This window comes from Leptolyngbya cf. ectocarpi LEGE 11479, assembly GCF_015207065.1.
GTDB lineage: Bacteria > Cyanobacteriota > Cyanobacteriia > Phormidesmidales > Phormidesmidaceae > Leptothoe > Leptothoe ectocarpi.
Genome location: NZ_JADEXP010000011.1, coordinates 1 through 23957, shown reverse-complemented (window position 1 = coordinate 23957; position 23957 = coordinate 1). Strand labels below are relative to the sequence as shown.

General features: G+C 47.8%; 3 protein-coding genes. 1 reads left to right on the top strand and 2 read right to left on the bottom strand.

Features of this window, described 5'->3' with window-relative positions; all coding sequences use genetic code 11:
- Positions 1-96 precede the first annotated feature (96 nt).
- A complete protein-coding gene (locus IQ260_RS02705) occupies positions 97-15066 on the bottom strand; it encodes a non-ribosomal peptide synthetase (protein WP_193990621.1) in 14970 nt (4989 codons plus the stop codon).
- On the bottom strand, positions 15063-22025 hold the full coding sequence (locus IQ260_RS02700; protein ID WP_193990619.1) for a type I polyketide synthase: 6963 nt from the start codon (positions 22023-22025) through the stop codon (positions 15063-15065). Before IQ260_RS02700 ends, IQ260_RS02705 begins: the two co-directional genes overlap by 4 nt.
- A gap of 1299 nt (positions 22026-23324) precedes the next feature.
- Here IQ260_RS02700 and IQ260_RS02695 point away from each other — a divergent pair.
- A partial coding sequence (locus IQ260_RS02695; RefSeq protein ID WP_228015433.1) for a hypothetical protein occupies positions 23325-23957 on the top strand: 633 nt, incomplete at its 3' end.

Here is a 23957-nt window from a genome sequence, read left to right as displayed (position 1 = left end):
TAGAAGCGTTATTGTCGCGCCTCTATAGTTGATAGAAACTTGGCTGTGGCTAATGCTTTTTCAAGTTATGAGTAGGGCCTCAAAAAAATGAGCACGTTAATGATGGTAAATCAATTGATGAGTGACATCATCAGAGCATTCAGCAGGACCGTAGGCATTGACAAGAGGAATATCGGGATAATAAGTAAACCACCAATCACGTAATTCTGTTGGAAAAGCTTCGCCAGTCACCACTAGCCAACGAAGATTTTTTAGCTGTGGTGGACCGGAGCGATCGCAAATTTCCAGCATCATTCTCAACAGAGAGGGTACAACTTGGAGAATTGATATTTCTCGCACCTGCACTTCTGCAAAAAGCCGTTCTGGATCTCTAACCGTATCGGTTTGAATAATTTCAACCTTGCCACCAATTAGTAACATTGTCAGAGTTTGCCAAACAGAGATATCAAAACCAATGGGAGCGGTCTGGGCAATAATATCCGTATGAGTCAAAGAGAGATCGTGCCATTTGGCATAGCAGTGATTGATACATCCGAGATGTTCAACCATGGCTCCTTTGGGTTTACCCGTTGACCCTGACGTGTAGATAACATAGGCCAAGTTTCTGGGCTGTGCTAAACAATCTAAATACGATGAAATATCAGATGATGGTGTTAATAGTGCGGTATCATCATCCAGGTAAATAATCTTGGCTTGGCTTGTAGGTAAGCGCTCGGTTAAAGAACGCTGAGTGAGCAAAATGTCCACAGACGTGTCGTTAAGCATGTAGCTCAGACGCTCACTGGGATAGGTTGAATCCAGTGGCACATAGACACCTCCCGCTTTGAGAATGCCTAACATACCCACAACTAGATGGATAGAACGTTCGACACAAAGTCCAACTAATACCTCAGGCTCTACTCCAAGTTCTCGTAAGCGATGGGCTAGCTGATTGGCTCGAGCCTCTAGCTGGCCATAGCTAAGCTGTTCATCCTCAAATGCCACAGCAATGGCGCTGGGGGTTTTCCTTGCTTGAGCCTCAAATAGTTGGTGGATGCACTTGTCTTGGGGAATGTCAAACGTTGTATCGTTCCACTGCACTAAGAGCTGATGACGCTCCGCCGCCGTGAGCAGTGGAATCTCGCCGAGAGACTGATGAGGATTGGCTGCGATCGCAGCCAACATCACCTGCCAATGCCCCAGCAACCGTTCCATCGCCTCCTTACTAAATCGGCTCGTATCATAGCTTACCGTTAGCTGCAGGCGCTCTCCCGGAATGGCCGTTAACGTCAACGGATAACTTGTCTGCTCATAATTTCTTAACCCTGTGAACGATAGTCCTAACGCAGCTGCCTGTTCCTGTACAGCTGCTTCTACCGGGTAATTCTCAAAGACAAATATGCTCTCAAATAACGGCATCTCCGCTTCAATATCACTCAACTTTTGCACATCCGCCAAAGCACTATAGGCATAGTTCTGTAGCTCTAGCTGACGCCGATGTAATCGTTGTAACCAAGGCAACAGTTTCTCATCATGGGACATTGACACCCTTAACGGCAGGGTATTGATAAATAAACCCACCATCGTTTCTACCCCGGTTAGCTCTCCAGAACGGCCTGAAACCGTCACCCCGAATACCACATCCAAGTCACCACTATAGCGACCGAGCAACAGCCCCCAGACTGCCTGAATAAAGCTAGCCAAGGTCATTTCCTGAGCTTGGACCAACGTTTGCAGTGCCTGGGTTAACGCTGGAGAAAACTCTATCTGCTGCTCATCAAAACCCGCAGTAGACTGATGGTGCAGCCCTAACTGCTCAAACGGCAACGGTGTAGGAGCCTCCACTCCCTGCAACATTTCTCTCCAGAAAGTATCCGCTGCCGCCATATCTTGACGCTGCAACCACTGAATATAGTCCTGATAAGGCCGAGGGAGCTTTAAAGAGCAGACGTGTCCACCGCGATAGGCTTGATAAAACGTCAGCATCTCCTGGAACAAAACCGGCAAACACCAGCCATCCATCAAAATATGGTGATGGCTCCAAACTAAGTGATACCGCTGATCGGCCACCTGGATTAGATGTAATGCAATCGCCGGAGCCTGAGTAAGATCCACGCCCTGTTCTCGCTGTTGCTCCAGCAAACTATTTAACTGCTGTTCCTGCAATTTCGCGGTTAAATTGCGCCAATCTAACTCAGTCCAAGGCAATTCAAACGTTGGACAAACAATCTGCAGAGGTTGATCTAAAGTCTCCCATGCAAAGACAGTGCGTAAGCAGCCATGGCGGTTCATTAACGCCTGCCATGTTTGCCTTAGTGCTATCACATCCACGGCTCCCTCAATGGTCACCACCGTTTGAGTTAGGTAAACGCCAGAGTTAGGGGTATAAAGAGCATGGAATAATAATCCTTGTTGGGTGCCAGACAGGGGATAAATACTCTCTACAGTAGGTTGCCCTACTGTAGCTAACAGTTTATCCAACTTCTCTTGACTCAACTCGGTGCCGGGAAAGTCCGAAGGTGTATACCCTCCTGTAGCTGGAGATAGACAATGGTAAATCAGCCCCTGTAAAGCCTCTTGATAACGGTGGGCCAATCTCTCCACCGTAGCCTGCTCATAGATCTCGCGGCTGTAGATCCAGCTCACCTGTAACCGCTCCTTGACCACCAAAGCACTGACATCTAGCAAATGAGAGCGAGGAGCTTGAGGACTGCGTACTCCACCACTCGCCTCCAAAGCTGGCTGTCCCAACGCTGGAATAGCAACGTCTCCATGGGCTATGCTTGCTTGACTACCTCCGTCAAATTGCTCATCAAACTGGCCCAGGTAGTTAAAACTGATTTGTCCTTCAGGTAACGCCGTCAATTGTTCACGAAGGGCCGAATCTTCACTCAAATAGCGCGCGATACCATACCCAATACCCGCATTGGGTATTTGTCGCAGCTGCTCCTTAATCGATTTGATAGCAGTAGCCACATCTGCTTGAGGTTGCAATTGCAGAACAACTGGGAACAAGCTAGTGAACCAACCAACCGTACGAGAAATTTCGAGGTTTTCAAATAATTCAACCTGACGACCATGCCCCTCCAGATTAATCAGCACCACAGAATTGTCCATCCAACTCTGAAGACACTGAACCAGAGCAGTCAACAAAATATCATTAATCTGAGTATTGTAAGCCGCTGGAACATCACGCAGCAGCTGACGAGTTTCCGTCTGACTTAACGTAAAATCGACTGTTACTTGACTAGCCACCTGGTTCAGATGCAAATTTTGGTCATAATCGACTGGCATTGACTGCACCCGAGCCCAAGGCTGGTTTAACCAGTGTTCCATCTGACGACGCAACTCATCGGACTGGGCGTAGGACTGCAGGTGTTGTGACCATATTTGGAATGAGCTGGTCTTAGCCGGTAGCTGCACAGACTGTCCCTGCTCAATTTGGTGATAGGCCAACGCCAGATCACTCAGCAAAATACGCCAAGATACGCCATCTACTACTAAATGGTGGACAATCAATAGCAGACGTGCTTCAGGAGTCCCTTGCGTGTCTCCTAGCTGGAATAACATCCCCTGCATCAAACAGCTATCATTTAAATTAAGGCTAGCTTGATACTTGTCTGCTAAGCTTGCCAGTACTTTCAACTGATATTCTCGATTACGATGGTGGCTTAGATCAACAACTTCTAACGGTAATGGACTTGGCGCATCACCATAGATTTGCTGCCATTCTTGCTCCTCAAATATATACCTCAGACGCAGAGCATCGTGGTGCTCAAATAGAGTAGCTAAAGCCGCCTCTAAGTATTGCAGATTAAGATGACGGGATACAGACAACAGAACAGCCTGATTAAAATGATGGGGCTCTGACCAATTCTGAGCGAAAAACCGAGTCTGAATCGGCGTGAGAGGAACATGGCCACTAGCACGTGTTTGTGGAATCTCTAGACCTTGCTTGAAGTCAACGACCCTAGCCAGTTCAGCAATCGTTTGATACTGAAAAATTTGCTTAGCCTTAAGATCAATCCCAGCCTGTCTAGAACGAGAGACTACTTGGATACTGAGAATAGAGTCTCCACCAATGGTAAAGAAATTATCATGTAAACCAACCTGATCAATCCTAAGAACCTGTTTCCAGATATCTGCGAGGCGACATTGGAGCACTGTTTGGGGAGGAGCAAAAGCGTTGCCTTTTGGTCTATTTAAATCAGGAGTAGGCAGAGCTTGTCGGTCAACTTTTCCATTCTTTGTCAGAGGCAATGTCTCCAACTGAATACAAGCAGCAGGAACCATATGATCCGGAAGTTTTGCCTGTAACCAGCTACGCAAATTGCCAGGTGTTAAAGTCGGATCCTGACTCACCCAGTAGGCGATCAGACGTTTGTTACCAGGAACCTCTTCCCAAATATCCACAACCGCCTGTTGCACAGCAGCATGGCCTAGTAAAATCGATTCCACTTCGCCCAGTTCAATTCGAAAACCCCGAACCTTTACCTGATGATCGATACGACCCAGAAATTCAATCGTGCCATCTGGCAGGTAACGAGCCAGGTCACCTGTTTTATAAAGACGAGCTAACCCAGAATCGATCAAGGGATTAGCAATAAACTTTTGGGCCGTTAGTTCTGGGCGATTAAGATAGCCCTGGGCCAAGCCTGCTCCACCGATGCATAGCTCCCCAGCTACACCGATAGGAACAGACTGTAAATGAGTGTCCAAAATGTAAATCTGTGTATTCGCCAGAGGTCGGCCAATGGGTAGGCTGGCTTGATCAGTAGTAGCCGTTTCTGTCTGAAAGCGATGGGTCAGCACTCCCACCGTCGTTTCTGTCGGGCCATAGTGATTAACAATCCAACAACCAGGTGCTAACCGTTGCAGCTGTTGCACCCAGGCAACTCGCGTAATGTCTCCTCCCAAAATCAAACGCTTGCGGGGTAGGACTCTATGCTGAACGTTGGTGGCTGCCTGCAAAGCGGCCAAGTGAGTAGGTACAATTTTGACCACATCTATGGCATGGTCGGTTAGATAATTGGCAAATAGGGCTCCATCAACCGCTTTCTCCTCAGCTAGCAAATGCAAGCACTTGCCTCCACATAACGCTGGCCACAATACCGTATTCCCCAGATCTGCAGCTAGGGTGGACGACAGTAGAAAATTCTGGCAATCTTCTAGGGCTAGCTCAGCCGTAATACTCGTCGTGTAATTATAGACCGAGGCATGGGAAATCATAATTCCCTTCGGCGTGCCAGTAGACCCAGAGGTGTAGATCACATAAGCTAAATCATCCGTTTGTACTGGGCCCTCAATAGAATGCACACTATGTTTAGCAATTTTGGGCCAGTCTGCATCTAAACAAATCACTGAAGCCGCTTGAGCCGGCACTACGCTCCTCAGACTCTCTTGAGTCAGTAACACAGAGACTGCGGCGTCCTGTAGCATATAAGTCAGCCGCTCTTGAGGATAGCCCGGATCAAGCGGCACATAAGCTCCACCCGCTTTAAGAATCCCCAACAACCCCACCACCATGTCTAGGGAGCGTTCCAAGCAAATACCCACAAGTGTGCCTGGTTCTACTCCCCGTGCCCGAAGATAGTGAGCGACCTGATTAGATCGTTGATCTAATTCTTGGTAGGTTAACTGCTGCCCTTCATAAATTACTGCGATCGCAGTTGGCACCCTAGCAACCTGAGTCGTAAAGAGCTGATGAATACACTGCGGCTGAAAAGGCTCAACCGCCGTATCATTCCATTGCTGTAACAGCTGATACTGTTCCGTATCCTGCAATAGTGGCAAGCGAGACAGTGATTGGTCTGGCATGGTTACCGCCGACTCTAGCAATCGCTGTAGATGAACTGACATCCGCTCTATTGTTTCTGACTTAAACAAATCAGTGGAGTATTGCCAGCTGCATTCTAGACCAGCGTCTGTTACAGTCATCGCCAGGGTCAAGTCAACCTTTGTGGTTGGCGTATCAGATGCTAACGAGGTTAAGATTAGCCCGGGCATTTCAGGCTCCGTATGGGGAGCAGTACGCAACAAAAACATGACCTGGAATAAAGGCGCGTGACTTAATGAACGCTTCGGTTGTAATGCCTCTACCAGCTGCTCAAATGGCACATCTTGATGGACATAGCTGTCCAGAGTCATTTCCCGTACCCGTTGTAGAAACTGAGTAAAACTGAGGTCATCTTCAGGCTGTAAACGCAGTACTAGGGTATTGGAGAAATAGCCAATTAAAGGTTCAATTCCAGCTTGGTTTCGATTAGCGATGGGAGAACCGATAGATAGATCAGATTGACCACTGTAGCGAGAAAGCAATACGCCAAATCCTGCTAACAGAGTCATAAATAACGTTACCCCCGACCTCTGACTAAACTGTTCTAGTTGCCGGGTCAAGTCTAGACTCAGGTGAAAACTGTGATGAGCCCCTCGATAGCTCTGTACCGCAGGTCGAGGATAGTCCGTTGGTAGCTGTAAGAGAGTGGGCATATCAGCCAGCTGTTCTAGCCAATAGTCCAACTGTTTTTCCAAAACTGTTCCCTGCAACCAGCGTCGCTGCCACAGGGCATAGTCTCCATACTGAATAGCCATCGGAGCAAGAGACGGCTCCCGGCCCTTGATATAAGCACGATAGAGTTCAGCCATCTCTTGAACAAAAATACCGACGGACCAGCGATCAGCAATAATATGATGCATTGTAATCAGTAACACAGACTCTGTGTCAGAATATTGCTGAAGACCAGTTCGCAACAAGGGTCCTGTCGCCAAGTCAAACGGGGTTCGTGCCTCTTTTTGAATAGTTTTCTCTATTCGAGCTTGCCAGTCGTCTAGGCTCAAGTCATTCCCCTGACGCTGTATCATCAGAGTTATAGCCATGTCTGGAACAACTTCTTGAACCGGTGAACCATCTACTATGGGATAGCGGGTTCTTAAAATTTCATGGCGCTGGACAATGTAATTAAATGCCTGCTCTAGAGCAGTTATGTTTAGATGACCAGATAGATGCACCGCAGCGGGTACGTTATAAGTAGCTGAGGGTCCCTCCAATTGATCTAAAAAACATAAACGTTCCTGTCCCCAGGATAGTGGTAATTGTTGGCCATCTCTTGGAACTACTGGCGTAATGGGAGGCAGTGTTAACCTCAAGTCTTCTTGGCGTATCTGCTGTATCTGCTGCTCCAGCTCAAATACTGTCGGAAATTCAAACAAGTTTCGTAGAGGAATCTCTAAGTCAAAGGCAGCACGTAGTCTAACAATGAGCTGGGTTGCTAACAGAGAATCACCACCCAGTTCAAAGAAGTTATCGCGGAGGCCAATGGGACCAACTCTCAGTACTGATTCAATCAAATTTGCAATAATTTCCTGGGTAGGCGTTTTTAAGGAACTATACTCTAGCTGAGCACCGGTTTCTAAAACAGGAACAGGGAGGGCTTGGCGATTAACTTTCCCATTAGCGGTTAAAGGGATTGCCTCGATAGACATAAAGATGGCAGGGACCATATAAGCGGGTAATCGTTCTTGTAAGAACTGGCGCAGCTGTTCTGCCGCCGTCACTACCGTCGGTTTAGTTGAAAAAGCTAGCCACTGCTGCCGATCTGTTACCTCAATACCACCGCCCAAAAAACTATGAACAACGTGCTGATGACGCTCTAGTTGAAGTGAATGGACAATCTCTTTTTCAGGCAGATAGCCAATAGGACACAGCCCCAGTTGATGGTGGGGGGCTGCAAGCATCAATGTTTGTCCCCACATACCTGCTTTTAGCAGTTCTTTTGTCCGAGAAGAACTGCCCAGGGACTCTGGAATGTGTGTATTTGCAGACGGGGCTACCAAAAAGAGACTAAAGCTAGCTTGATCGAAAATAGGCTGATTACCACCGTAGATAGTCCCGCTCAGCTGTGCGTCGCTAGATAACGCCGTCAGGGCTTGTGAGTCAGGATCATACCGATACATTCCGCCTTTTAGGTCATCCCAGTGATCTGGCTTCAAGTAGAGGTATAGCTGTAATGGGTCCGACTCCTCAAACCATGATTTAAGAGCTAATCCAGAGGACATGACCGCTGAACTGTCTTGAGACGATAGGACACACTGCAGCAAGGGTAAATGCTGCTGAGGATCGAGCCCTAGTGCCTGGATTAGCTCTGGAGTAGAGCGGGAGGGGATCGTAAAACTGAGGTTTTGCTCTGTAGCAGTGTGTCGGAGTACCTCCAGCATATATCCTGCTTCTAGAGCACAAAAAGTATCTGCTAGCCGACCGTATAGAGGTTTAATCGCAGGGAGTTGTCCGATCAGAAATAGCTCAACGCCAGGGTTAGTCAACTTTTTCGGCAGAGATACAGCTGAATCAATACGTCCTTCCTTTTGCTTGATTAGAGTATGGTTGAGAGGATGATAATAATAGACTCCAGCAGCAACATCGGCAATGGCGCCATCAGTAACACGTAAATACAGCTGAACGGGATAAAGGTTTCCGGCTGAGGGATAGAGATATTTGGGTAGAGGAGCACCCTCAATCAAAAATCCCATCAGGCTGCTAAGGGTTTTGGATAAGCTTTCTAGAGACAGGGGAAGAGACGTTGTTGTTGTGTCAGATAGTGTAGATGGTTTGGAAACAGAGGCAGAACGAGTCAGCGCCACTAGCATCTGCTCAAGTGAAGCTCGAGAGCGCGAATCTGAGGCAAATTGGCGATAACTCTGACGGACTAAATAGCGCTGTTCTAAGTCTCCATCGAAGACAGGTTTTAATAATTGAATGACCTGACTGCTGGGCACAGAATTCTTTAATCCAGGCTGACTCAGCTTGAACTCAATCCGCTCCACAGGATCGAGAATCACATCAGCTAATTGACTTGGATCGTGAGCTTCAGCCAGATTAACTGCAGCTGACTCTGATTCAGCCACAACGTAGGCTACTAATTGCCGGTTCAGAGACTCTCCAACAGTATTAGCCACCGTTTGCTTAACAGCAGGATGTTGATTGAGTGTGGCTTCAATCTCTCCCAGTTCGACACGAAAGCCTCTGATTTTAACTTGAAAGTCTTTGCGTCCCAAAAACTCAATGTTGCCATCAGGAAAATAACGGCCTAGATCTCCAGTTTTGTAGAGCCGCTCGCCTGTGACCGGATGGTTAATGAAACTAGCTGCTGTACGGGCTTGGTCCTGCCAGTAACCAATCGCTAGACCAATGCCACCAATGTATAAGTCGCCAGGAACCCAGACTGGACAGGGATCGAATTGATCATTTAAAACCGCAAATGTCTGATTTGCCAGAGGTTTTCCATAGGGAATACTCTTCCAATCGGGATTTACAACATCAATTGGATAGGTAATAGACCAGATAGAGGCCTCTGTGGCTCCTCCCAAACTGTTGATCTGGATATCTGTCCACAGCTGCTGTAGCTTACCCGGCAAATCCAACGGCAACCAGTCTCCACTTAACAACGCTAAGCGTAAACTGCTCGGCAGGGGAGCCTTTTCATGACTGAGATAATCTGCCAGCATTTGAGCTAGAGCCGGTACTGTATTCCAAAGCGTAATTCGATGTTGGCGGATCAGAGTCAGCCAGTGAGCAGGTTCTTTCACATGCTGCGGTTCAGGCATCACGATTGTGCCACCGGCTGCTAGTATCCCAAAGATGTCATATACGGATAGGTCAAAGTTGAGAGCTGATAGAGCTAAAACTCGGTCTTGAGAAGTCACTGAAAAGCGACGATTGATGTCGAGCAGAGTATTAACTGCTCCACGATGATCGATCGCAACTCCTTTGGGTTTACCGGTGGACCCGGAGGTGAAAATCACATAGGCTAGATCGTCAGGTTTTTGAACCCAGTCCCAGGCGGACAGAGGTTCTGCTTGACCTAGGGTGACTAGCTGATCTAAAGCCCATATTTGATGGCTGGCTTCCACACCAATCTGGTCTATCAAGCTGCTATGGGTGATAATCAGTTCTGCCTGACTTTGTTCTAAAATCTGCTGTTGGCGTTGACGCGGTTGCTGCGGGTCAATTGGCACATAGGCGGCACCTGATATTAAACTACCTAGCACAGCAACCACCTGAAGCCAGCTCTTCTCTAGAACAATAGCTACTAGGGTATTGCTCTGAACACCCTGTTGCTGAAGCTTTTGGCCTAAGCATTGGGCCATTTGGGCCAGCTGTCCATAGGTTATAGAACAGTCTGGCGCGATGACCGCTGGTTGTTCAAATCGCTGGGGTAGCTGATCTGTAAACAGCTCTTGGAGTAGAGTCGGTCTTATGGGAATTGTAGTGTTATTGCTCTCAGCTCGCTGCTTCTGTTGCGCTTTTGGCAATAGCTGATGCCGTCTTGTTTGGTGCCAAGCCGTCTCGTCCGTAGCCAGTTGCTCTAGCCATCTGCAATAGGTGGCAAACATTGCATCTATCATGCCTGCTGGAAATAAGGCTTCAAGCGTATCCCAGCTAAAGACAAGAGCGCCTTGGTCTTCAGATACCTGATGGTCTAGCCATACTTGAGGTGTTTGAGAAACACTATAGGCGACCTCTCCGAGATCAGTAATATCATGACGATTGCTGGTTTCACTGGCTGAGCGAAGTCCAAGAATACTAGTGAAGACCACTGGCATAGCCACTTGTTTCTGAGTGCTATGGTGACGTGTCAGTTCTCTTAAAACACGGATACCGTTACATTGCAAATGATCTAAGTCTTCAAATAGTTGCTTTTGTAATCTCCGAGCTCGTTCTTCAAAGGTTAACTGTTGACGAAAATCGACTTCTAAGAGTGTCAATGAGGTGAAATCACCTACGATATCGTTGACTTCGGGATGCAGAGGTAAACGCTTAAATGTAGTTAGATTTAGCGTAAAGTGAGCTTGACGGCTCCATAGACTTAGGACTTCAGAAAAAGCTGCCAATAAGATTCCGGAAGGTGTCAGATCGGCTTGCTTTCCACGAACTTGCAAGATTTGCCAGTGCTCTGGATTCAGCCGATAGCTACGCCGCTGAAAACGAGGATTCTCAATCTGATTGGGCTGAACTGCTAAGGGTAGTTCAGGGGCTGGTGGCAGACTATCGAGGCGAGAAAACCAATAGTGCTCGTCTTGTTGATATTTTTCACTGGTTTGTAGCTGCTGTTCAGCTAGCACATAATCTCGAAACGATAGCTTTAAGGTAGAAAACTCCATTTCGGGAGTATTATATAGCTGTATCCATTGGTGCCCTAAAAGCTGCAGACTGGCTGCATCAGCAAGGAGAGCATCAAAATTAAGATGAAGCCGAGTCTTCTTTGCTCCTAAGCGGGTAGCTTTGATGCCAAATAGTGGCCACTGATTGGCTGGGAGCATGCGATGGGAGAGGTTTTGTCGAATTGTGGCAAGCTGACGAGTCTGGCGCTCAGTACCTAGATCGGATAGATCGGTGATGGCAATTTTATAGGTTGGAACCTCTGGCAAAATCTGCTGACTACCGGCTGGTAAAATCACCGCCCTTAGCATCGCATGGTGCTGAATTAGGCGTTGTAGCGACTTGTCTAAGCGATCTAGGTCAAGATCCTGACAGTCAAGTTCAATGTAAATCTGTGTGGCAACATTCCCAAGATCAAAACTTGCATCGCGCCCTAGCCAATAGGCTTGCTGAATATCATTGAGGGGAAAGGGACGGTTGATGTGTTCAGGTTCAGGCTGGATCTGAGGTAGATTTTTAGAATGGGATGTTAGCTGGCTTTGAGCTGCGATCGCACTCGCCAAGCCTTCTACCGTAGACGCTTCAAATAAAAGCTTCAGGGAAATATCTACATCAAAAGCCTCTCGCAACCGCACAATCAGCTGAGTTGCCAGTAAAGAATGCCCCCCCAGTTCAAAAAACGACTGATGAAGTCCCACAGGACTAACCTTGAGAACATCACTGAAAATAGTTGCAATCAGTTTTTGCTCAGATGTTTGGGGAGCAGCAAAAGTATCGTCAACATCTGTCAATAGTCTCTCCGGTGCAGGAAGAGCTTTGCGATCAACTTTTCCATTAGCGGTCAGGGGCAAATCTGGCAGTTGCACAAACACATCTGGCACCATATATTCTGGCAACTGTGCCTTCAAAAAATCTCGTAGCTCCTCCGGAATAAGAGAAGATGTGCTGACCACATAAGCTACCAGCTGTTTATCTCCAGTGTGATCTTCTCGAGCAATGACCACTGCCTGCTGAAGCTGAGCATGATCGTTGAGGATAGCCTCAATTTCGCCCAATTCAATCCGAAATCCCCGAATCTTTACCTGATGATCAATTCGACCCAGATATTCAACATTGCCATCCGGGCGATAGCGGGCTAGATCCCCCGTCTTATAGAGACGCCCTGAGCCAAAAGGATTGCTAATAAATTTCTCAGCACTCAACTCTGGTCGGTTTCTATAGCCGCGAGCTACACCCTCTCCACCGATGCATAATTCTCCTGGAACACCTGTTGGCAGTGGCTGTAGTTGAGAATCTAAGATATAGAGTTTGGTATTGGCAATGGGGCGACCAATGGGAATAGGCTCTGTGAGACTCTCATAGGAGTCAACTTCATAAATGCAGCAGCCCACCACTGTTTCCGTCGGTCCATATTCATTAATTAATCGGGTATTTGGAGCATGGATCAACCAGGGAGCAATCACATCCTTTACTAAGGCTTCTCCCCCAATCACTAAGGCCCTCGTCTGTTGAGTTAGGCGTTTTACCGGAATGAGAGAGCCAAGCGCCTTAAGGTGGGCTGGTGTTAATTTCACCAAACTAAAATTGTTGTCTGTCTGTAACGCTGCGGCCAGCCCCTCAATCCCCTCATCCTCTGGCAGTAAAAAGACCGTTTTTCCAACCAGCAACGGTGAAAATAGGCCGGTAATGGTCGCATCAAACCCGATAGAGGAATGAACTAATGCACCCGCCCCCTCGGAAACACGATAGGTTTGAGTACACCAGCACAGGTAGTTCATTAACCCTTGATGCAGGATCTCAACCCCCTTAGGCTGGCCTGTAGAACCCGAAGTGTAGATGACATAGGCCAAATTAGCGGGCTGTGCATCACCTTTAACATTTTTATCACTGCCGTCAGCAATTTTGGCCCAGTCCGTGTCAAGACAAATAACTTGAGCACTAACATCGGGTAAATCTGCCACCAATGTTTGCTGAGTCAGCACCACAGAGGCTGCAGAGTCCTGAAGCATGTATGTTATTCGCTCTTTTGGGTAGCCGGGATCGAGAGGAACATAGGCTCCCCCAGTCTTAAGAATCCCCAACAATCCCACCATCATATTGGGGGAGCGCTCTACGTAAATACCCACCAGAACTTCTGGACCTACTCCCAATGTCTGTAAATAATGAGCTAGCTGATTAGCCCGCTGGTTTAATGTTTGGTAGGTAAGCTGCTGCGTATTGAAATTTACAGCTACTGCAGTTGGGGTTCTCTCCACCTGAGCTTCAAACAACTGGTGGATACATTGCGCTGTTGGATAGGATGTAACCGTATTATTCCATTCAATCAGCTGCTGCTGATATTCTGACTTTGGCAGCAAGGAAAGCTGCCTTAGCCTCTGTTCAGGGTTGGCAACAATTGAAGCTAATAATGTTTGGAAATGAGTCACCATCCGTTCAATTGACTCTCGGTTGAAGAGATCGGTGCTATATTCAATCCCTCCAACCAAAGAGACATCTACCTCCGACATTTCTAAGTGCAAGTCAAACTGACTCCTGTTTCGAGGCAGCTCAAAGGGCTCAAATCCCAGCTCACCCCAATCAATTTCCCCCTTAGCATCCTGCAGTGGCACCAAATAGGTAAAACAGGCTTGAAAAATAGGTGAGTAACTTGGATCTCGACGGGGCTGCAGCTGTTCTACCTGCAGAGCAAACGGATAATCTTGATGGGCTAAACCATCTAAAACTGTCTGACGCACCTGAGTTAAAAATGAGCTAAACGTGGGGTTGCCCGACAGATCCGCCCTGAGAACCATGGGATCGACAAAGTAGCCCACAATTTCAGAAAATTTCAGCTGACTGCGTCCAAGGGAGGGCGATCCTATTAGAATATCTTCTTGACCAGAATACCGGTGTAGCAGTATCTGGAAAGCAGCCATCAGAAGCACATAAAGAGTCACTCCCGAGGTTTTTGCTAATTCTTTCAGGTGTTGAGTGAGAGACTCCGCTAGCTGAAAGGACTGCATCGCCCCCCGATAGGTTTTTACAGGAGGGCGCGGGTGGTCAGTAGGTAGATTTAAGATCGGTAAATCACCCGCTAGCTGCTGTTGCCAGTACTGCCATAGCTGCTCTCCTTTATCACTCTCTAGGAGATATTTTTGCCACTCTACATAGTCTTGATAGGTATGCTCGAGCGGAGCAAGCGCTGTAGCAATATTGTTATTAATTCTATGACCATTGGTGCTAAAGCCATTGGTGCCATGACCATTACTAGAATAGTGCGCGCTAGTATGATGGTCATTGTTATTCCCCGTCAGGGAAGCTCTATAGAGAGTTGCAAGTTCTTTGAAAAGAATAGACTGCGACCAACCATCAAAGACAATATGGTGGGCCACAATTAGCAACACATGCTCTTGGGCCGAGCGAGTAATCCATTTTACTCGCATAGCAGATTCTGTTTCCAGGTCAAACGGAGCTTCGCTGATGGCAATCAGATTTTGATTGAGTTGTCCATTGCTCCACGTTGATGCATCAATAGTAGCGAAATCTACGGCCTGCTTTAGATGAATGTGCTGAAAAGGCTCGCCATCACGATTGGGGAATGTAGATCGCAGAATCGAATGGCGCTCAACTAATATTTGAAAAAGAGAGCGCCACGTATCCGCATCTATTGCGGTATGGATACGTGCTGTAAACGAAAAATTATACGCAGAACTTTCTGGGGCTAGCTGCCACAAAAACCAAAGCGCCCGTTGACCATGGGACAATGGATGAACGTTGAGGACATTTGGATGCTCGTGGAGCAGCTGCAAGATAGCGCTTTTGTGTTGCTTGAGCTGTTCAACCACATTAGAGGTCAACACTGTCTGAGAACCAGCCGTGCGAAGACGATCACCATCTGCCCATAACTTGACACCCTGGAGTGATAGATCTTGCAAAAAATCAGCTAATTTCATAGTTCTACTTCAATCCAGTTACTAGCCTTCTCATTCATTGATTGTTGAGCGTTTATCTCTTGGTCTTGAGGATAGCCTGCATCTATTAGCTGTCGCAGTTGTTGATTCACCTCAATCAGAAGATCGCTCAGACTGCCGCCTTGCATAAATTTGACAATAGGGATGTGGATACCTAGCTCTCTTTGGCACCAATTTTGCAGTTCAACCACCATCAAAGAATCCATGCCTAATTTGATCAGATCTTTATCAGGATCGGGATATTGAGAGGAGCGTAAACCGAGCACCGTTGCAACTTTTGACTGCAAGTGACGCATTAAAATATCCGATCTTTCGGGCTCTTCTACTGTCTGAAGCCTGGCTAAAATCTGCTCGCCCTGTTGATTGTTTTTTGGGATAACCGTTTGCTGATTTGCTACTGACGAGGCTAATCCTAAATTCTCTAGAGCCTCTAAAAGCGATCGCTGTTTGCCAAAGTCGTATAGCGGTTTAAATAAACTCCAATCAACATCAGTAACAGTTATCTGAGTCCTGTCAGAGGCAAGTATCTGGTCTAGAGCCGCCAAATTCTGTACCGGTTGTAACGGTTTAACCCCTCGTTTTTGTAACTCGACAGATACTACCTTATCGGACATGCCACCATCGGACCAGGGTCCCCAGTTGACACTAAAACTCTTTAATCCTAACGCCTGACGATAATGGGCTAACCCATCTAAAAAATGATTGGCAGCACTGTAGTGAGCCTGGCCATAGGAACCCCATACTGCTGCAATAGACGAGAAACTAATAAAAAAGTCTAGCTCCTGCTCCTGAGTCAGCTGGTGTAGCAACCATGCTCCCAAAACTTTGGGGCGCATTATCGCTTTCAGTTGGTCAAGTTCCATCTGTTGTAATGGTTTAATCTCTACTGTTCCAGCAGCATGAATAATTCCTGCTAGAGACGGAAGAGTCGCCTTAATGTGTTGCAATACTTTGTTCAAATCAGCCTGAACAGACACGTCCGCTGCCATAGCAAGCACTTGAGTTCCCTGCTGCTGCAGGTGAGCAATAGCGGCCTGGGCGGATTCATTTGGAGGACGACGACTGACTAATACTAGATATTTTGCTCCCTTATCTATTAACCACTGAGCCGTGTGAAGACCCAGGGCTCCTAGTCCTCCTGTAATTAGATATGTGCCATCGGCGCGCAAACATACGGATGAAGATACTGGCAAGGGACTTGGCACTAATCGGGCACCATAGACAGCCCCGGCACGTATCGCTAAGTGCTCTTCTGGCAGATGAGATTCAATTTGCTCAAGCATTAACCTGACTTCATCTTGAGTCTCCTGAGGGTCCAAATCTATCAGCCCCCCCCATAGCTGAGGATGTTCTAGCGAGACGACGCGACCCAATCCCCACAGTGGAGTTTGGGCAATGGTAAGTGCTTTGGTTGGGGATGGTGCGGTCGGGGACGACAGAACAGACTGGCTCCCACGAGTTACAAGCCATAGTTGAACGGGCGTTATGTCAGCATTGTTAGTTAAAGCCTGCACCAGGTGTAGAACGCTGCCACAGCCTGGAACTTGGGACTTTTCTAAAGTCTCGATGGTCAGGTCTGCGCTGGATGGAGCATCTAAACTCCAGAGATGAATGATATGGCTTAAGGGGAGTTGGCTGGTTGCGATCGCAGCCCGACAGAGACTCTCAAACGATTGGGAATTGGCTGGATTAAGCTGATAAGTCCCAGGGGCCAGCTGCTGATAATCCTCTGCCTGGTAGACTAGGGTGCACTGATGGCCCCGTTGTCGTAGCTGAGTAGCCAAGACGGGTGCCACCCCCGTTGAGTCTGCAAACACTAACCAATGGCTGGGCTCAGCAGTAGACTGTAGCCGGGCTGGAGATAACAATTGCCATTGCACTTGATACAGCCAATCGTGAACATTGGCTGCGGTTAATTGATGTTGATGCTGTTGAGCTACCAGGTCTAGAAGTTTGGGCATTAAAGCCATTTCGGCTTGGGATAGAGCGCCAGTATGCTGCAACTGTTGAGCCAGCTGCTGAGTTTTCCCCTGAGTTAGCTGGTGCACAATGGACGTACTTTGACTGGGTGAGGCCATGGGGTTTGTTATAGACCCCCTATCAGACGTTTGAATCCAGTATCGTTGCCTCTGGAAAGGATACGTGGGCAACATCACCTTATGACGAGTGTAATGCTGGTTAAACCCGACCCAATCAACGTTTGCACCTCTCACGTATAACTCACCCAGACTAGTGAGCAGTTGCTGCCAATCATCTTTTCTTGATCTCAGGCTAGGCAGCCAGACTCCCATATCCTCCGATAAACACTGCCGCCCCATGCCTAACAACATTGGCTGAGGTCCACATTCTACAAAGCACTCCACACCTTGCTGCTGCAGAGTGCTCATACCAGCGATAAAGTTTACCGGGGCAAGAATATGACGACACCAATAGTCAGGGGTTGCAACCTCAGCAGTGGCCAGTTCTCCAGTGACGTTGGAAACCAGGGGTAGTTGAGGAGGGGCATAGGTAATTTGCTGAGCAATCTGAGCAAACTCCGCGATCATAGGTTCCATCAAGGGAGAGTGAAACCCGTGAGAAACCTGAAGAAAGCGACTTTTGATTCCCTGGCTGTTAAAGTAATCGGCCAAGGACTGTACGGCGGTAGCATTACCAGAAACAACCGTACTTTTGGGACCATTAATGGCAGCAATAGCCACCGCTGCTGTCGAAGACGTGGATGAGATAGCTGCTCTAGCCTGCTCTGGCGATGCCATTAGGGAAACCATCTTTCCAACAGCTGGTAGCTGCTGCATTAACCTACTTCGGGCTACAATCAGCTTTAACCCGGCTTCTAGACTAAAGACCCCTGCTACACAAGCAGCTACATATTCACCGACGCTGTGCCCCATCACAACATCGGCTTCAATCCCCCACGAACGCCACAGTTGATATAGGGCATACTCTAAGGCAAACAGAGCAGGCTGTGCGTAGGCGGTCTGATGAATCAGATCCGCCGCCGCTGACGGGCCGCTATGGGATTGCTGAGGGTACAAAACGTTCAACAAGGGGATATCCAGCCAGGGATCTAAAATCTCGGCACACTGATCTAGAACTTGGCGAAAAACAGGCTGGGTGGTGTAAAGCTGTTGTCCCATACCCACATACTGAGACCCTTGACCGGTAAATAGAAAGCCAATTTTGAACAGATTTTTAAGGTTTTTTTGAGCTTTTCTCTCACCAATACTGTTTAGACAGCCAGGGGTCTCTTCTCCACAAACAAATGCTTCTAGCTGCTGCCCTAAGTGCTCAGATGAGTCATGCACAATCGCCAGACGATGAACCAGGTGAGATCGTCCCGTCTGGGCACTAAAACAGATATCAGCTACTGATACCTCAGGATGATGACGAAACACATACTCACGATATCGTTGAGCTAAAGCACGTAGTGCACTATTGTCTTTAGCAGATAGTGTCAGCAGATAGTGGGATGGTTCTGGCGGGGAACTCTCTTGATTACCGTTCTCTTGATTGCCAGGCACCATCAAGTTAGGGAAATCTGACAATATAATATGGGCATTGGTGCCGCCAAAGCCAAAGGAACTGACCCCGGCAATGCGCCCAGTCTCGCTCGGCCAGTCTGTCAAGACTGTGGGGATGGTGAGAGGAGTCTCCTCTAAACTGATGTAGGGATTTAGCTGCTTGAGGTGCAAATGGGGTGGAATCTTCTCATGGTGTAGGGAAAGCACCCCTTTAATCAAGCCTGCGATACCTGCAGCGGCTTCTAAATGTCCGATGTTGGTCTTAAGTGATGCAATCCAACAAGGAGCGTTTAGATCTCGTCCCTGCATCAGCACTGCTTTGAGGGCACCCATCTCAATGGGATCTCCCAGAGCAGTACCGGTGCCATGCGCCTCTACATAACTCACCTGAGCTGGTTGCACTCCAGCGTTTGCCATCGCTTGAGCGATCACAGCTTGTTGGGCTAACCCATTGGGAGCTGTCAGGCCATTACTGCAGCCATCCTGATTAATGGCGGAGCCTAAAATCACGGACAGTATAGTGTCTTGGTCTGCGATCGCATCCTCCAACCGCTTCAGCACAACCACCCCACATCCTTCACCCCGCCCGTAGCCATCAGCGTCGGCATCAAATGTCTTACAACGACCATCTGCTGCCATCATCTGAGCCCGCGAAAACGCTGTTGTCAAATCGGGGGTCAGCATTAAATTCACACCCCCCACCAGGGCGAGAGAGCATTCTTGCTGTCGAAGACTTTGGCAGGCTTGATGAACCGCTACCAGAGAGGAGGAACAGGCGGTATCAACCGCCAGACTGGGGCCCCGCAAATCTAAACTATAAGAGAGCCGATTAGCGGCCATACTCAGCGCACTTCCGGTCCCCACATAGGCATCTAATTGGTCCGTGTCATGGCGCTGTAAATGACCATAATCTGAAGTGCTGATCCCCACAAATACGCCTGTCTGAGTGCCTGCTAGCGCCTCTGCAGCCAGGCCAGCGTTTTCCAATGCCTCCCAACTCACCTCCAGTAAAAACCGCTGTTGAGGGTCCAAACGGGTGGCCTCACGGGGCGAAATAGAAAAGAATTCAGCGTCAAACTGATCTACCCCATTTAAGAAACCTCCCCAATAGTTAGCTGCACCTCCATCTCCCATCGTCCAACGATGATGGGGGACCGGAGCAATAGCATCCTGACCAGTGCGCAATAATTCCCAGAACGCATCTGGACTAGGCGCACCTGGAAAACGACAGCCTACACCAATGACGGCAACGGCATTTGACTGAGCGGACATAGATTGCGCATCAGATCTGGAGTGAGCCTGAGCTAGCCGTGGTGGCACTGCCACTGCATCACTGACTAAATACTGAACCAAACTGGCAATGGTGGGATAATCGTACAACAGTGCTGGAGAAACCGTCCGACCCAGCCAATCCTGTAGCTGCCCCGATAGACCAACAGCGATCGCTGAACTTAAGCCATAGTGTGCCAGGGGTTCATGAATATCAATCTCGTCGGCAGCGACATGCAGCTGGCTAGCCACCTGTTCAATCAACCAATCGCGAATAGTTGCAGCATTGAGAATACCAGGAGTAACCACCGTCTGCACCTCACGCTTTCGACTTGGGGCCTGAGGAACTGAACCTAAGCACCAGGTAGCAACAGAGTTTAACCCATCCCGTCCAAACTCAGCTTTACAAGTACGCCGCTTCACCTTGCCACTCGATGTTTTTGGCAAACTGCCGGGCCTGAGTAGTTGAACCGCATACAGCGGTAAATCATGATGCTCAGAAACGCCTTGTCGTATCGTCTGAAAAATTTCATCCGATGGCAGCTGGCGTAAATAGCGACGCTCAACCTCATGAACTACGACTAACTGTTCTTGACCATTAACTTCAATGCCAAAGGCTGCTCCCCCAGAGACACGCAAGGCTGGATGACTTCGTTCTACGGTTAGCTCAATATCCTGGGGGTAGTGATTGCGGCCTTGAATGATCACTAGATCCTTGATCCGTCCCGTGACAAACAGTTCACCATTTTGAAAAAAGCCCAAATCTCCTGTCCGCAGAAAGGGGCCTTCCCCAGTGTCAGACGTGTAGGCATAAAACGTGTCTGCGGTTTCTTGGGGACATTGCCAATAGCCCTGGGCAACATGAGGACCCGCAACCCAAATCTCACCTACTTGATCGCGCGGGCAGCGGGTTAACTGCTCAGGATCGACAATAATAATCTGCTGCTCTAACCAAGTTTGGCCACACCCCACAATCGTTTGGCAATTAGACCTTTGATGATTAGGTGAACTCTCATTAGCTATGACTACCTGGTTTTGAGCTAACGCTTCTCCTTCTGCAGGAAACACTACTGGAGGCTGGGTTTTTACGCCCCCCGACACCAACAAACCAGTTTCTGCCATGCCATAGCACGGATACAATGATGGCCAACGGAACCCGCAAGCTGCAAACCCCTCAGCAAACCGTCGTAGGGTACCATAGCGCACTGGCTCCGCCCCACTGTAGGCGACATCCCAGCTGCTTAAATCTAAGTTTGCTCGCTGCTCAGCTGAAATGCGACTTAGGCAAAGTTCATAGGCAAAATTAGGAGCGCCACTGGTCGTTGCCCGATAGCGAGAAATTGCCTGTAACCACCGCACTGGCCTTTGCAAGAAGGCCACAGGTGGCATCAGAGTACAGGGGATACCTAAGTATAGGGGCTGTAGCACATTGCCAATCAGGCCCATATCATGATGCAGCGGCAACCAACTAACCATAACAGTCTGATCGGTATGGCCAAAGGCTACCTCAATCATGCGCTCGTTATATATTAGATTCCCATGACTCAGCATCACTCCTTTGGGGGCACCGGTCGATCCAGAAGTGTATTGCAAAAAGGCTAGCGTCGTTGCCGTAGTATCAGGAGCCTGCCAAACAGGGGGAGGCTTTGCAGGACTGCCATCGGTCGCCAGCCAATGAAGCGATAAAACTGATGCGTAGTCCTCTTCAAGGCGTGACTGGAGCTGGGGTTGAAGTTTTGTTGTCGTCAAAACGACACTCGCGCCTGCATCACCTAACATTGCCTGCAGACGATTCGCATTTTGGTTTGCCCGAGGCGGATAGGCAGGCACCGCCACTAAACCGGCATACAGACAGCCAAAGAAGGCGGCAATAAACTCAAGGCTAGAAGGATATACCAAGAGAGCACAAGCACCAGGAGCACAGATCGCCTGAAGCTGAGCAGCAATATGACGTGCCTGGCAGTCCAAGGCCGAATAGGTCAAGCGACCCGATTCACTCTCACCATCTTGGAGAAAAATATATGCCGTTTTCTCAGGCTGCCGAGCAGCTTGAGACCGCAACAACTCTACCAAAGTTTGGCAACGAGCCCGCTCTCTAACGCTCTCACTCAGACCGTTCTTGCTGGAGTTCAGCCCCATTGATATTTTCATCAATCTACTAATAAAAATCGTTTACGTAAAATTCGCATAAACGCAATAAATGTCTGTGAGCGAAACAGTCAGCTTTCCCTAAGCGCGTCCATAAATAACCCTATCCTCTATGTTGAGATCCAAAACTAGAACTAAATAAACGAATGTCCAAAAGTGAAGACACCAAAACAATATAAGTTAAAGCTTAAATGAACTCACCCGGGAAATTACGTAGAAACTACATTTAGGAAGTTACAATGTCAGCCAGCCTCTGAACATCAACAAAAAACGCCTACCAGGTATAGCTAAAGAATTTAAATCCACGCTAAAAAATGACCAAGCGTTACTTAGCAGCTTTCAAATAGACTGCAAATAATACATATTGAACCCAGGTAAAAACGTTAGAAGAATCAGTTCATGCCAGAAGTTGTCAAAACCTTTCAATTGCAAGGCTTCATCTCAAAGATCACTTAGTAATAGATGTTTGCAGACTCACATACTACATACTAGTTTTCCTATATACAAAGTCTCCTAGGCAGGTATTCGGCATCTTAAGACTTGGTGCTACTGGAAGGCAGCCATGACGGTATCTACACAGCAACGGCGCATTCGATTTTGATATGACATATTCGCTGTGACTTAGACGTTAATCAACGAATAAGTCTTTGGGTAATGAATAACGATGTAATAGTGCCTGGAATTTACGAGTCAGAACTATTAAAGCAGCAAAAAGGACAAAGTGGTGAATTTTTTACCACTTTGTCTTTCTTTAAAGTGAGAAAGTATAAAACCTACAGAGATGCCCATTTATGGAGCTGTTGGTACAGTTTCACGTTCATAGAGTTTAGGGACTGGCTCGAAAATGAAATACCCGTAGATCGAGTGTCCTTTTTTGCTGCAGGCCTCTTATTCATTAGCTATGGTCGAGAGTTGTGGTTAGGCAATGTAGTTCTTATGGCAATTCATGACAATTTGTGGCAATCTTCAGAGATGTGATATTGTAATTTCGGGTTTTGAATATTAAGCGGGCAAAGCGTAGTTTTCAGGTGAGAGCGCATCGCTAGCGAAAATTGTGCCAACAATATTGTTGATTCAGAAGACTCATAAAAGGCCGCTGGGCTGAAATGCATGATTGTTGCTCTATTTCAGATCAACTTTCTTGAAAGTGAATATTATGTGAATTCACGGTTATGTAATTTCTGGAATATTCTCACAGGGTATTAGCAAGTTTCATCTGTGGAACGGCGAGGTCAACTTGACAATAATTATGTTGCGGAGTTCCAAATTGCTGCTTCGTGCCTTTGTATATAATTGAGCCCTATGCGTTACTTTGAAGAGTATTGCGAGATTCATCTCGAGTCAGCTGTTGCACCCTTTCAATGGGTATTTAGCAGTGACGAGTTGATTCAGATAAAATTTGGTGTCTCGCTAGCTCGTTATCCGATTCATGGTTATATTCTCCTGGAGATTCAGAATGCTCAGGGAGAGCAATCGAGTCAATGTGTCGCGGCTCAGGAGGTCGGGATCACAGAAAGCTGTTTTAAGCTGTTCACGGTCACCCTTTCAGCTGGCTCTAATGGAACGGGCTATTGTTATCGACTGGGCTATGACGATCGCCATGGAGCCAGGCATACGAGTCAGCTCACCCGTCGCTTAATGGTGTGTGATGAGGCACTCCAGTCTATGTCACAAGTTGAGTCTGTTTTCTTAGATGTGGTGGATGGGCACGCACTGTATGGCCCCAAGCCAACTGTTGCCATCTCCTCAGGGCCTCAAGACTGGGCTAATCGGTTATTTTATTCATTAATCATTGACCGTTTTGCCCAAGATACGGTTGAAAACCGACACCGTTTGGGGTTTGTTCCTTATGATCTCAATTCCCCACATACAAGCCATGGCGGCACACTACAGGGCATTCGTGAAAAGTTGCCTTACCTCAAGGCTCTGGGAATT

Coding starts and splice junctions, on each gene's coding strand:
- IQ260_RS02705 (WP_193990621.1), bottom strand. CDS start 15,066: ATGAAATTAGCTGATTTTTTGCAAGATCTATCACTCCAGGGTGTCAAG.
- IQ260_RS02700 (WP_193990619.1), bottom strand. CDS start 22,025: ATGAAAATATCAATGGGGCTGAACTCCAGCAAGAACGGTCTGAGTGAG.